The organism is Cellulomonas triticagri, from assembly GCF_003696205.1.
Classification (GTDB): Bacteria; Actinomycetota; Actinomycetes; order Actinomycetales; family Cellulomonadaceae; genus Cellulomonas; species Cellulomonas triticagri.
Map to the genome: position 1 here is coordinate 1 of NZ_RFFI01000006.1, position 13360 is coordinate 13360.

Annotated in this window: 10 protein-coding genes; 8 read left to right on the plus strand and 2 right to left on the minus strand. The window is 76.3% G+C overall.

The genetic code is table 11. The features are described from left to right. Nucleotides 1-723: LysR substrate-binding domain-containing protein (locus EBM89_RS01910; protein WP_122147772.1), on the minus strand; the 723-nt coding region annotated here is incomplete at its 3' end. 133 nt (nt 724-856) lie between these two features. Between EBM89_RS01910 and EBM89_RS01915 the strand changes: the two genes are divergently transcribed. Next, nucleotides 857-1243, plus strand: coding sequence for a DUF5997 family protein (locus EBM89_RS01915; protein WP_122147811.1), 387 nt, complete (start codon nt 857-859; stop codon nt 1241-1243). A gap of 33 nt (nt 1244-1276) precedes the next feature. Here the strand turns inward: EBM89_RS01915 and EBM89_RS01920 are convergent, their stop codons facing one another. Beyond that, complete coding sequence (locus tag EBM89_RS01920) at nt 1277-1786, minus strand: hypothetical protein (protein ID WP_122147773.1); 510 nt, start codon at nt 1784-1786, stop codon at nt 1277-1279. Nucleotides 1787-1977: 191 nt separating this feature from the next. On the opposite strand from EBM89_RS01920, the gene EBM89_RS01925 reads away from it, so the two are divergent. The 7 genes from EBM89_RS01925 to cydC all read left to right on the plus strand — a co-directional run bounded on the left by EBM89_RS01925 (nt 1978) and on the right by cydC (nt 13319). After that, nucleotides 1978-3117, plus strand: coding sequence for a heme/hemin ABC transporter substrate-binding protein (locus EBM89_RS01925; protein WP_122147774.1), 1140 nt, complete (start codon nt 1978-1980; stop codon nt 3115-3117). A gap of 59 nt (nt 3118-3176) precedes the next feature. Continuing rightward, nucleotides 3177-4223: a FecCD family ABC transporter permease gene (locus EBM89_RS01930; protein WP_199731938.1), complete on the plus strand. Its 1047-nt coding sequence runs from the start codon at nt 3177-3179 to the stop codon at nt 4221-4223. Nucleotides 4224-4345: 122 nt separating this feature from the next. After that, nucleotides 4346-5122, plus strand: a complete 777-nt coding sequence (locus EBM89_RS01935) for a heme ABC transporter ATP-binding protein (protein ID WP_369408614.1) — start codon at nt 4346-4348, stop codon at nt 5120-5122. Next, the gene (locus EBM89_RS20965; RefSeq protein WP_158609434.1) at nt 5119-5934 is read left to right on the plus strand and encodes a hypothetical protein; all 816 of its coding nucleotides are present in this window, start codon (nt 5119-5121) and stop codon (nt 5932-5934) included. The genes EBM89_RS01935 and EBM89_RS20965 overlap by 4 nt, the downstream gene beginning before the upstream one ends. Nucleotides 5935-6008: 74 nt before the next feature. Continuing rightward, a complete protein-coding gene (locus EBM89_RS01940; RefSeq protein WP_147463421.1) occupies nt 6009-9173 on the plus strand; it encodes an HtaA domain-containing protein in 3165 nt (1054 codons plus the stop codon). A gap of 466 nt (nt 9174-9639) precedes the next feature. After that, nucleotides 9640-11505 (plus strand): ABC transporter ATP-binding protein/permease, encoded by a 1866-nt coding sequence (locus tag EBM89_RS01945; RefSeq protein WP_122147778.1) that lies wholly within the window; start codon nt 9640-9642, stop codon nt 11503-11505. Further along, entirely contained in the window at nt 11502-13319 is a 1818-nt protein-coding gene (gene cydC, locus EBM89_RS01950) for a thiol reductant ABC exporter subunit CydC (protein ID WP_122147779.1), read from the plus strand. The genes EBM89_RS01945 and cydC overlap by 4 nt, the downstream gene beginning before the upstream one ends. The last annotated feature ends 41 nt before the right edge of the window (nt 13320-13360 follow it).

Genomic DNA, 13360 nt, shown 5'->3' on the forward strand with positions numbered 1-13360 from the left:
CGCGTCGCCGCGCCCGGCGCCGTTGCGGCCCCCGCCGTCGGACGCAGCGCCGGCTCCTGCGCCCGCGCCGCCGCGGCCGCGCGAGCTGTTGACGGTCCGCCCCCGGACGATCCCGATGAGCTCCTCGACCAGCGGGTCCCCGTCGCGCTCCGCGGCCCACGCGAGGGCGGTGCGCGACGCGGGGACGGTCGGGGCGGCATCCCCGGCGGCAGCCGCGAAGGGACGGTAGGTGAGGTCACGCCGGTGGTGCAGCCGCGCGAGGGACTGGGGGACGACGAGGAGCCCGACGCCGGAGGCGACGAGGGCGACGGCGTCCTCCGTCGTGGCGGGGGCGGGGAGCAGGGAGGGCTCGCCGGGCGGGTCGGTCCAGCGCAGGACGTCGTCGGCGGGGGTGATCAGGGTCTCGTCGGCGAGGTCGGCGGGGGTGACCTCGTCCAGCGCGGTGAGCAGGTGGTCCTTCGGGAGGACGACGACGGTGGTCTCGACGTACAGCGGGATCGCGGACAGCAGGTCCCGGTCGACGGGCAGCCGCAGCAGGGCCGCGTCGGCGTCCCCGGCGGCGAGGACCGCGGCGGCCTCGGCGGCGGGCGCGTGCACCAGGTCGAGCCGCACGTCGGCGACGCGCTCGCGCCAGGTCCGCACCCAGGAGGCGGGGACGACGCCGGGCACGAGGAGCAGCCGGAACGCCGGCGGGTCGGTGGGGGTGGGAGGCTGCTCGGACATCCCGACCAGCGTAGTCGGCGGCGGGGCGCGGCCCGGGCCCCGTGGTCCGTATCCTGGTGCGGTGACCGACCAGCCCGAGCAGCCCGCCGCACCCGCCGACGCCCCCGCGCCGCGCGTGCGCACGTCCCAGACGATGAAGCCCGCGACCGCCGCGGCGAAGCTCGGGGTCTACCTGCCCGCGACGCCCGCGGAGTTCCAGGACGGCCCGGTGTCCCGCACCGAGCTGGACGAGCTGCAGCGCACGCCCCCGGAGTGGCTGCGCGAGCTGCGCCGCACGGGCCCGCACCCGCGCGCGGTCGTCGCGGCGCGGCTGCGCATCTCGACGTCCGGGCTCGCCCGTGCCGGCCTCACCGACCCGCTGACGACCGAGGAGATCGACGCGATCATCGCGGAGAGCCCGGAGTGGCTGCACCGCGAGCGGGCGACCCAGGCCGAGGTGAAGCGCGAGGAGCAGCGCCTGCGCGAGCGCGACGCCGCGCGCGCGGCCGAGCGGGACCCGAAGGGTGACCGCCGGGCCTGACCGGCGCGACCCGGGTCACCCGGGGGTCGGTCGTCAGCCGTGGGCGAGGAGCTCCAGGGCGACGACCGCGAAGCCGAGGGCGACGACGGTGACCAGGACGAGCAGCCGCTGCGCCTTCGGGATCGGCAGCCGGCGGACGGCGATGCGGGCGACGACGCCCAGGCTCACCACGAGCGCGATCGTCGACGCCTGGAGCGCCGCGTCGACGGTCCAGCCCCCGCCGCCCGCGACGCCGAGGAAGATCATCGGCAGCACGAGGACGCCGAGCGCGCCCGTGCACACCGCGACCATGTGCCGGGCCTCGGCCGGGCTCGGCAGGGACGCGTGCACCGCGAGGTGCGCGACGACGTCGGCGAGCAGCACCGCGAGCAGCGTGCCGCCGACGGTGATGGCGAGGGTCGTGGCGGCGACGCCGGCGCTGACCTCGCCGTGCGAGCGCAGCGTCAGGACGACGGCGAGCGCCGCGAACGTGACGTAGACCCGCTCCTTGAGCCGGTCGGCGCGCTCCTGCGGGCTGGGTTCGGGTCGGGGGGTGGTCGGCACGCGCTCAGGCTAGGGCGAGGCGCGCGCGGGTGCCGGGCGGGGGCTCTCACCCGAACGGGTGTCCGGTTTGTCTTTTCTGACACCGTGTCTTGTCAGGCAAGGCTCCACTAACTTAGGTTTGGCTCACCTTCGCGATCCGGCCCCGACGACGGCGCCACCGCGCGAGCCACCTGCACCTGGAGTCGCCCGTCATGCCCCTGCGTCGCCCGTCCGGCCCGGCCTCGCGCCACCGCAGCACCCGCCGGACCCTCGCGGCGCTCGTCGCATCCGCGGCCGTGGCCCTGCTCGCGGGCTGCACGGGGCTCACCCCCGGAGGCGGGGGATCGACGGCGGCGGCCGCCGGGGACCGGCCCGCGCTCGCGGACGTCACGCCGCTGGACGACCCCCGCGCGTGGGAAGGCGAGCAGACCGCCGTCTCCGTGGCGACGCCGGTGGACCCCGTCGCGGCCGACCCCGACCCCGCGCTGCCCGCCACCGTCACCGACGCGCAGGGCGCCGAGGTGACCGTCACCGACACCAGCCGGATCCTCGCGCTCGACCTCTACGGCTCGACGTCGCGCATCGTCTACGAGCTCGGCCTCGGGGACAGCGTGGTCGGCCGCGACACGTCCTCGACGTTCCCCGAGATCGCCGACCTGCCGCTGGTCACCACCAACGGGCACGAGCTCAGCGGCGAGGCGATCCTCGACCTCGCGCCGACGCTCATCATCACGGACACCACCCTCGGCCCGTGGGACACGGTCCTGCAGATGCGCGACGCGGGCATCCCCGTCGTCGTCGTGGACTCCCACCGCGACCTCGACACGGTCGGGGACCTGATCACGTCGGTCGCCGCCGCCGTCGGGCTGCCCGACGAGGGCGCGACCCTCGCCGCGCGCACCGCCGCCGAGATCGAGGACGTCACCGCCCAGATCGACCGGCTCGCCCCCACCGACCCCGCCGACCGGCTGCGGGTGGTGTTCCTCTACCTGCGCGGGCAGGCCGGCGTGTACTACCTGTTCGGCGAGGGTTCCGGCGCGGACTCCCTCATCGGGGCGCTCGGCGCCGTGGACGTGGCGGGCGAGATCGGCTGGCAGGGCATGCGACCCGTCACCGACGAGGGGCTCGTCGCCGCGCAGCCCGACCTCGTGCTCGTCATGACCAAGGGGCTCGAGTCCGTCGGCGGCGTCGACGGCCTGCTGGAGCAGCTGCCCGCCGTCGCCGAGACGCCCGCCGGGCAGCACCGCCGCGTGGTCGACATGGCCGACAACCAGGTGCTGTCGTTCGGCCCGACGTCGGCGCAGACGCTCGACGCCCTCGCCCGCGCGTTCTACGCGCCGGACGCCTCGTGACGGCGCTGCGGGACGCCGGCGCGCGCACCGCGTCGTCCGGGGCGTCGGCTCCCGCGCCGTTGACGCGGACGCGGCACCGCCGGGTGCTGCCGCTCGCGCTCGGGCTGACGGTGCTGCTGCTCGTGCTCGCCGTCGTCGCTGCCGGGACCGGGCAGCTGCGGGTCCCGCCCGCCGAGGTGCTCGGCTCCGTCCTGCACCGCCTCGGGCTCGACGTCGGCACGCTGCCCAGCCACCCCAACGGTGACGCCGCCCTGTGGACCATCCGGTTCCCGCGCGTCGTCATGGCGATCCTGGCCGGGGCCGCGCTCGCCACCGCCGGGGCCGTCATGCAGGGCGTGTTCGGCAACCCCCTCGCCGACCCCGGCGTCGTGGGCGTCTCGTCCGGCGCGGCACTCGCGGCCTGCACCGGGATCGTGTTCAACCTGACGTTCCTCGGGGCGTTCACGTCGGCGGCGCTCGCGTTCGTCGGCGGCCTGGTCACCACGCTCGCCGTGTACCTGCTGGCCCGGTCGGGCGGGCGCACCGAGGTCGTCACGCTCGTGCTCACCGGCGTGGCCGTGAACGCCGTCGCCGGGGCCGGGATCGCCTTCCTCACCTTCCTCGCCGACACCCAGGCGCGCGAGCAGATCGTGTTCTGGCAGCTCGGGTCGCTCAACGGCACCCGGTGGGAGTACGTCGCCGTCGTCGCGCCGTTCGTGGCCGTCGGCCTCGTCGTCGCGCTCCTCGTCGCCCGGCGGCTGGACCTGCTCGCCCTCGGCGAGCGCGCCGCCCGGCACGTCGGGGTCGACGTCGAGCGGCTGCGGATCGTCAGCATCGTCGGGGTCGCGCTGCTCACCGCGGCGGCGGTGGCGTTCTGCGGGATCATCGCGTTCGTCGGCCTCGTCGTGCCGCACCTGATCCGGATGGCCGTCGGCCCCGGGCACCGGGTGCTGGTGCCGCTCAGCGCGCTCGGCGGGGCGGTGCTGCTGCTCGCCGCCGATCTCGTCGCCCGGACCGCCGTCGCGTACGCGGACCTGCCCATCGGGATGCTGACGGCGCTGGTCGGCGGGCCGTTCTTCTTCTGGCTCATCCGCCGCACCCGCAAGCAGGCCGGGGGCTGGGCATGAGCCCGCGCGCGCTGCGGGCCCTGCGGGCCCGGACCCGCCCTGCCGCCGAGTGCGCAGAACCTGCGGCACATCCCGGACATCCTGGGCCCGCTTCTCCGCACGCGGCGTCGGCGGGCGCGATCGTGCTGCGCGGGGTCGGGTTCGACGTGGACGGGGTGACCCTGCTCGACGGGGTCGACCTCGACGTCGAGCCCGGCTCGCTGCTCGCCGTGGTCGGGCCCAACGGGGCCGGGAAGTCCACGCTGCTCGGGCTGCTCGCCGGTGACCTGCGGCCCACCCGGGGCACCGTGACCTCCGCCGGGACCGCGATCGAGGACGTCCCCGTGGCCGACCTCGCCCGCCGCCGGGCCGTGCTGCTCCAGGAGCACCGGCTGAGCTTCCCGTTCTCCGTCGCCGAGGTCGTCCGCATGGGCCGCTCCCCGTGGCGCGGCACCGCCGCCGAGGACGACGACGACCGGCACGTCACCGAGGCCGCGGCCGCCGCCGACGTCCTGCACCTCGCGGACCGCCGGTTCCCGACGCTGTCCGGCGGCGAGAAGGCCCGCACCGCGTACGCCCGGGCACGCGCCCAGGCCACCCCCGTGCTGCTGCTGGACGAGCCGACCGCCGCCCTCGACATCCGGCACCAGGAGATGGTCCTCGCCCAGGCGCGCGACCTCGCCCGCGCCGGGCACGCCGTCGTCGCCGTGCTCCACGACCTCAGCCTCGCCGCCGCCTACGCCGACCGCGTCCTGCTGCTCGGGGAGGGTCGAGCCCGCGCGCTCGGCACCCCCGCCGAGGTGCTGCGCGCCGACCTGCTCGGCGAGGTCTACCGGCACCGCGTCGAGGTGCTGACCCACCCCCGCACCGGCGACCTGATCGTCCTGCCCGACCGCACCACCCCGGAGGACCACCGATGACCCGCACCCTGCGCCGCGCCCTCGCGACCGGGGCCCTCGCCGCCGCCGCGACGCTCACCGTCGCCGCCCCGGCCCTCGCCGCGCCCCTCGTCGACGTCACCGGGGCCGAGGGCCTCGCCGCCGACGCGCCCACGACCGTCCAGCTGCACGGCACCGGCTTCCAGTCCGTCACCGGCGGCTTCGGCGGCATCTACGTGCTGTTCGGCTGGATCGACCCCGCCGCGGGTGACGCGTGGCGACCGAGCGCGGGCGGCGTGTCCGGCACGCAGTACCGGTACGCGGTCGACGTGCAGGGTCAGGAGAACGCCGGGTACCAGCGCTTCGTGGCGTTCCCCGGGTCGACCACGGCCGTCGAGGCGAACGGCGGCGAGGTCGCCGCCGACGGGTCCTGGACCGCCGACCTCGTCGTGCCCGGCTCGACGCTCACCGCGCTCGACGCCGCCGGGGGCACCGTCGAGGTCGACTGCCTCCAGGTGACCTGCGGCGTCATCACCTTCGGTGCGCACGGGGTGACCAACGCGAACAACGAGTCCTTCACCCCGGTGACGTTCGCGACCGCGGCCGCCGCCGAGGCGACGCCGGAGCCGACCGCCGAGCCCACGCCGGAGCCGACGCCGGAGCCCTCGACCGAGGCGACCACCGTCGCCGTCGCCCCCGAGGCCGAGGAGCCCGACGGCGGCAGCGGGGCCGCGCCGTGGGTGATCGGCGGGACCGCCGTCGCCGCGGCGCTCGCGGCCACCGTCGCGGGTGTCGCCGGTGTGCGCGCCGCGCGCCGCCGCGCGGAGGCCACCGCGCAGGACCAGCAGCTGTGACAGGCACGGACCGGCGCCCGCCGAGGGCCACGGACCGCACGATCGCCCGGGACCCCGGGCCGGAGAGGGAGACGATGCACCGAGGAACGAGGACCCGCGCCTGGCGCGCGGTCACCAGCGCGCTCGTCGCGCTGGTCGTAGGAGGGGCGTCCGCGCTCGCGGCCACGCCCGCGGTCGCGGCGGAGGGCGCGACCCTCACCGTGTCGCAGACCACCGGGCTGGACCCGGCGGGCGCGACGATCACCGTCACGGGCGAGAACTTCAACCCGAACTTCACGCAGGGCCCCTACACCGCGGGGTTCTACGCGCAGATCGGCTGGCTCGCCCCGACGTGGCGGCCCTCCGAGGGTGCCGCGTCGACGGCGCGCAGCAACGCCTACAACGTCGCGGTCGAGGACACCACGACCGGCGGCGCCTACGTCGGCTGGACCATCGGCGAGGACGGCCTCGCCGACTTCACCTGGACCGTGACCATCGACAAGGCCGCGCTGGACGCGGTCGCGATCGACGGCGGGCAGCTCGCGGTGTTCACCGTGGGCGGCAAGGGCGTGGTGCAGGCGGGCAACGAGAAGTCGGTCCCGATCGCGTTCGCCGCGGCCGAGGAGCCGGGCACCGACCCCGGGACCGATCCGGGCACTGACCCGGGGACCGATCCGGGCACTGACCCGGGGACCGATCCGGGCACTGACCCGGGGACCGACCCCGGCACCGACCCGGGCACCGACCCCGGGACCGAGCCGGAGCCCGCGACGCCGACGCTGGCGGTGTCGCAGTCGACGGGTCTGGACCCGGCGGGTGCGCAGATCACGGTGACGGGCACGAACTACGACACCTCCGCGGTGGCGCAGTACCCCGTGCCGGGTGCTCCGGCCGGGTTCTACGCGCAGATCGGGTGGCTGGCCGAGACGTGGCAGCCGTCGCAGAACGCGCCGTCCTCGGCGCGCACGAACGCGTACTCGCGGTGGGTGCAGGACGCGAACGACGCGGCTCCGTACCTGAAGTGGTCGGACAACGGTGACGGCACGGCGGACTTCACGTGGACCGTGACGATCGACAAGGCGACGCTGGACGCCAAGGCGCTGGCCGGTGGGACCCTCGCGGTATTCACGACCGGTGCCGGTGGCGCGGTCCAGGCGGTCAACGAGCACGCCGTCCCGCTCACCTTCGCGGCCGAGCCGACGACCCCGTCCACCCCGACGTTGGCGGTCTCGCAGTCGACGGGTCTGGACCCGGCGGGCGCGACGATCACGGTGACGGGTACGAACTACGACACCTCGGCGGTGGCGCAGTACCCGGTGCCGGGTGCTCCGGCCGGGTTCTACGCGCAGATCGGGTGGCTGGCCGAGACGTGGCAGCCGTCGCAGAACGCGCCGTCCTCGGCGCGCACGAACGCGTACTCGCGGTGGGTGCAGGACGCGAACGACGCGGCTCCGTACCTGAAGTGGTCGGACAACGGTGACGGCACGGCGGACTTCACGTGGACCGTGACGATCGACAAGGCGACGCTGGACGCCAAGGCGCTGGCCGGTGGGACCCTCGCGGTGTTCACGACCGGTGCCGGTGGCGCGGTCCAGGCGGTCAACGAGCACGCCGTCCCGCTCACCTTCGCGACGACCGGTGGCGAGAACCCGGGCGGCGAGAACCCGGGCGGCGAGAACCCGGGCGGCGAGAACCCGGGCGGCGAGAACCCCGGTGGCGAGCAGCCGGGTGGCGAGCAGCCGACCTGCGTCGCCATCACCGGCGGCACCTTCTCCTGGGGCGTGCGCGAGTCGTTCCGCTCCTACATCACCAGCCCGATCGCGGCCGGCACCATCTCCACCACCGGCGTGACCGGCACCGGCCCCTGGACCTGGTCCGCGGGCACCGGTCAGGTCGCGAAGGACGGGCTCGCCACGGCGGTCTGGTCCGGCGGCGTGCGGTTCACCGGTCACGAGGGCGAGCTCGACCTCACGTTCGCGAGCCCGGAGGTCCGGGTCACCGGTGCCACCACCGCCTCGCTGATCATGTCGGTCACCTCCGGCACCGCGGCGCCCTCGCGCGTCGAGGTCGCCACGCTCGACCTGTCGCGCGGCACGTCCACCTCGGACGCGACCCGCATCACGTACGCCGGTGTCCCGGCGACGCTCACGGCCGCGGGCAGCACCGCGTTCGCGGGCTTCTACGCCGCCGGTGCACCGCTGGACCCGATCACGTTCAGCCTGCCGCTGGGGGCCGCGACCGAGTGCGGGACCCCGACGACGCCGACCACCCCGACGGTCCCCACGGACCCGACGACGCCCACCACCCCGGTGGACACCACCCCGGTCCGCGAGGTCCAGGGCCTGTCGGAGCAGGGATCCGTGGTCGCGGGCGGCGAGCTGACGCTCACCGCCGGGGGCTTCGGCGCCGGTGAGGGCGGCATCCGCCTCGAGCTGCACTCCGACCCGGTCGTGCTCGCCAGCGGCCTGACCGCCGACGCGGCGGGTGTCCTCGCCGTGACGTTCACGATCCCGGCGTCCACCCCCGCCGGGGCGCACACCCTCGTGCTGATCGGGGCGAACCAGACCCTGGAGTTCCCGATCACCGTCACCGCGGCGCAGCCCACCTGCGTGGCCCGCGCCGTGTCGGGGGCGTCGTTCACCTGGGGCGTGCGGGACTCGTTCCGCACCTACGTCACCGGGCCGATCGCCAACGGGTCGATCAGCGCGTCCGGCGTCTCGGGCAGCGGTCCGTGGACCTGGTCCGGCGGCTCCGGCCGGTACAACACCACGGCCGCCGCGGGCGCCACGTCCTGGGACGGCGGCGTGCACTTCACCGGGCACTCCGGCCAGCTGGACCTGACGTTCTCCGACCCGACGGTCCGGGTGACCAGCGCCTCGTCGGCGACGCTGACGATGACGGTCACCAGCCCGTCCGGCTCGTCGCGCGTCGCCCTGGCGACCCTGGCGCTGTCCTCCGGGTCGGCGTCCTCGGGCGCGAACCAGGTCTCCTGGTCCGGGGTCCCCGCGACGCTCACCCAGGCGGGTGCCACGGTGTTCGAGGGCTTCTACCAGGCCGGTGCTGCCCTCGACCCGGTGTCGTTCACGCTGCCGCTGGGCGCGGAGGTCGAGTGCGACGCCGCGTCCGGGTCCCTGGCGACCACCGGTGGCGACCCGTCGGGCCCGCTCGGGTACGCCGCGGCGCTGCTGCTGTTCGGCGCCCTGCTGACGGCGGTGGGCTACCGCCGTCGCCGGTCGGCCGGCGCGGTCGCGCTGGCCTGAGCACCACCTGAGCCCTGGGGGCGGCGCGGCTCCGGCCGCGTCGTCCCCAGGCTCGGCGCACGATGTCGCGCGGGACCGCGCCGCGTGGCACCGTGAGCGCCACACCTCTCCTCACCTCCCCCCACTCGCACGAGGACGACGCATGACCACGCCCCCCACCGGACGCCCCGATGGCGCGACCGGAGACCACCCCACCGGGCAGAGCACGATCCCGGGACCGGGTGCCACGGCGGCGCCGGGTGCTCCCGGCCCGCGCGCTGGTCACCCTGGGGCGACCGGCCACGCCGGGCGTCCTGGTCACCCGGGGCCCGCGGGTCACCCCGGGGGTGGGGGTCATGCCGAGGGTGCGCGTCATCCCGGGGCGAAGGGGCACCCCGGCGGGTCCGGACACCCGGGAGGGCGCCCCGGCGGGTCCGCGCACCCCGGCGGTCGTCCCGGCCGCCCGGCGCACCCGGGCGCCGAGCCCGTGGGCCCGCCCGTCGTCCCGACGCCGCCCCTGCCGCGACGCGTCGCCCTGGTCCCCGCCGCCCTGACCTGGCTGGTCGCCGCGGGCACCACCACGGCCTACCTCGCGCTCGGCTCCGTGATCGACGCCGCGCGCACCGGCGACGGGGTCCCGCCGCTCGCCGTGCTCGCGCTCGTCGCGGGCGTCGTCGTGCTCGGTGCTGCCGCGTTCGCGGGCCCGCGCCTGAGCCTCGGCGCCGTCGGCCCGCGCGAGTCCGTGCGGCGCGACGTCCTGCTCGACCAGGTATTCCGCCTCGGCGTCGCGTTCCGGACCCAGGAGCGCTCCGGCCGGTTCGTCTCGACCGCCACCGACGGCGTCGAGCGCGCCTCCGGGTACGAGGCGACGTTCAAGTTCCCGATCATCGCCTCGATGACCGTCCCCGTCGTCGCGCTCGTCGCCCTCGGCGTGGCCGTGGACTGGGTGGTCGCCGGGTGGCTCGCGCTCGCGCTGCCCGCCATCCCGCTGCTGGTCGGCGGGTTCCAGAAGGCGTTCCGGGGCGTCTCGGTGCAGTACCGGATGACGTCGCGACGGTTCGCCGCGCAGTTCCTCGACGCGATCCAGGGGCTCCCGACGTCCACCGCGTTCGGGCGCGCGACCGCCAAGGGCGCCGAGCTCGCCCGCGGCGCCGAGCACCTGCGCCGCATGGTGATGAGCCTGCTCGCCCGCAACCAGCTCGTGCTGCTCGTCATCGACTCGTCGTTCTCGCTCGCCATGGTCACCGCCGCCGCGGGCCTCGCCGTCGTGCGGCTGCGTGACGGAGCGATCACGCCCGGGCAGGCCGTCGCGGTCGTCCTGGTGTCGACCGTGCTGCTGGAGCCCCTCGACCGGGTCGGCTCCTTCTTCTACGTCGGCATGGGCGGGCGCGCGTCCGTGCGGGAGATCGACGCCGTGCTCGCGCAGCACGCCGTGGCCGCCGACGCACCGGGCGTCCGCGAGCCCGTGACCAGCACGTTCCACGTGGATCATCGCGAGCCCGCACCCGCCGCGCCCGGCGGTGCCGCGACACCCGAGGCGCTGGCGCTGGAGCACGTGTCGTTCGCCTACCCGGGCGGTCACCCGGTGCTGGGCGACGTGTCGTTCACCGTCCCGCTGGGCGGGCGCACCGCGCTCATCGGCCCCTCCGGCTCGGGCAAGAGCACCGTCGCGGCCCTGCTCCAGGCCCACCTGCGGCCCGGCTCCGGCGTCGTCCGGGTCGGCGGCCACGACGCCACCACCGTGCCCGTCGCGTGGGTCCGGGCGCAGACCGCCGTCGTCGCCCAGACGACCTACCTGTTCACCGGCACCCTCGCCGACAACCTGCGGCTCGCCGCCCCCGACGCCGACGACGACCTGCTGTGGGACGTCCTCGCGCAGGCCAACCTCGCCGACGACGTCCGGGGCTTCCCCGACCGGCTGGCGACCCGGGTGGGGGAGCGGGGCCTGTCCCTGTCGGGCGGCCAGGCGCAGCGGCTCGCCGTCGCCCGGGCGCTGCTCAAGGACGCGCCCGTGCTGCTGCTGGACGAGCCCACCAGCCAGGTCGACGCCGCGTCCGAGCGGGCGCTCGTCGAGGCCCTCGACCGGGCGGGCGAGGGGCGGACCGTCGTCGTGGTCGCGCACCGGCTGAGCACCGTGCGCGGCGCCGACGAGGTCCTCGTCCTCGCCGAGGGGCGCATCGTGGAGCAGGGCCCGCCCGACGCCCTGGGCAGCATCGACTCGTACTACGCCCGTGCCCTGGACCTCTCGACCGTCGGAGCACCACCGCGTTCGCCGGCCGCACCGCCGTCGCCCGGCGCGGCCGGGACGACCGCGACCTCCGCCACGACCACCGAGCAGGAGGCCCGTCCGTGAGCGCCCCCACCACCTCCGGCCCCACCGCGGCCCCCGCCGGAGCCGGACGTGCGGCCACGTCGAGCGGCCCCACCACCCCGGACGCACCGCTGAGCCGGGCCGCGATCTCGCGGCGGCTGATCCGGTTCGGCCGACCCGTGCTCGCGCCGCTCGTCGCGTCCCTGGTCTGCCGCGTGCTCGGGCAGCTGCTCGGCATCGCCCTGCTCGGCATCGCGGCGGGCGGGGTCGCCCGCGTCGCCGAGGTCCCCGACCAGCCCGTCGCCGGGCTCGTCTGGACGCTGGTCGTGCTGTCGCTGGTCAAGGGCGTGCTGCGCTACCTGGAGCAGTTCACCGGGCACGCGGTGGCGTTCCGCGCGCTGGCGATGCTGCGCGTCGACTTCTACGACCGGCTCGCCCCGCAGTCACCCGCGGGCGTGCTGTCCCGCCGCACGGGCGACCTCGTCAACCGGGCGACCAAGGACGTCGACCGGGTCGAGGTGTTCTTCGCGCACACCCTGGTGCCCGCGGTCGCGGCGGTCGTCGTCCCCGTGGTCGTCCTGGTGTGGCTCGCGGTCGGCTCCGACCCCGTGCTCGCGCTCGTGCTGCTGCCGTTCCTGCTCGCCGTCGGCGCGCTCGTCCCCGGGTGGGGTCGCAACAGCGCCGGTGCGGCCGCCACCGAGGTCCGTGCGGCACGCGGGCGCATCGCCCAGCTCGTCACCGAGTCGCTCCAGGGCGTGCGCGAGGTGCTCGCGTTCGGTGCCGCCGACCGTCGCCGCGCGGACGCGCGGGCCCTCGCCGAGGAGGTCGACGGCGGCCTCACCCGGCTCGGCGTGTGGACCGCCCGCCGTCGTGCCGCCAACGCCGTGCTCACCGTCGCGGCCGCCGCCACCGTCGCCCTGGTCGGCGCTGCCCGGGTGTCCTCCGGTGCGCTCGACTGGTCCGACTACGCCGTCGCCGTGGTCGTCTCGCTCGCCGTGTTCGTCCCCGTGCTCGCGGTCGAGGACGTCGCCCCCGACCTGGAGCAGGCGTTCGCGTCCGCCCGCCGCATCTGGCGGATCACCGACGCCGCCCCCGCGACCACCTCGCCCGCGCAGCCCGTCGCAGTGCCCGACGGGCCGCTCGACCTGCGGTTCGAGGGCATCCGGTTCACCTACCCGGCGCCCGACCTCGACCCCGACGACCCCACCGCCGTGGCGCTCGCCGCGGCGGCCGGGGACGTCGAGCGGCGTCCGGTCCTCGACGGGCTCGACCTGCACGTCCCCGCCGGGAGCACCACCGCCGTCGTGGGCGCGTCCGGCTCGGGCAAGTCCACCCTCGTCAACCTGCTGACCCGCGCCTGGGACCCCGACGGCGGCCGCGTGCTGCTCGGCGGTGTCGACGTGCGGGACCTCGCGCTGGACGACCTGCGCCGCCACGTCGCCGTCGTCTCGCAGAGCACCTACCTGTTCAACGACACCCTCGCGGCGAACCTCCGGCTCGCCGCCCCCGACGCCACCGACGAGCAGCTCGAGGAGGCGTGCCGCCGCGCCGCCCTGCACGACGCGATCACCGCCATGCCCGACGGGTACGCCACGCGCGTCGGGGAGATGGGGGAGCGGCTGTCGGGCGGTCAGCGCCAGCGCGTCGCCATCGCCCGGGCCCTGCTCCTGGACGCCCCGGTGCTCGTGCTGGACGAGGCGACCAGCCAGCTCGACGTCCAGACCGAGGCAGAGATCCAGGACGCGCTCGCCGAGGCCGCGCGCGGCCGCACCGTGCTCGTCATCGCGCACCGCCCCGGCGCGGTCCGCACCGCCGACCGCGTCGTCCGCCTCGACACCCTCACAACCCCCGCCTGACCCCGCACGCCCCGGCCACCCGCCCGGCCGGGCCCACCGTC

Coding starts and splice junctions, on each gene's coding strand:
- EBM89_RS01915 (WP_122147811.1), top strand. CDS start 857: ATGAAGCCCGCGACCGCCGCGGCGAAGCTCGGGGTCTACCTGCCCGCG.
- EBM89_RS01925 (WP_122147774.1), top strand. CDS start 1,978: ATGCCCCTGCGTCGCCCGTCCGGCCCGGCCTCGCGCCACCGCAGCACC.
- EBM89_RS20965 (WP_158609434.1), top strand. CDS start 5,119: ATGACCCGCACCCTGCGCCGCGCCCTCGCGACCGGGGCCCTCGCCGCC.
- EBM89_RS01940 (WP_147463421.1), top strand. CDS start 6,009: ATGCACCGAGGAACGAGGACCCGCGCCTGGCGCGCGGTCACCAGCGCG.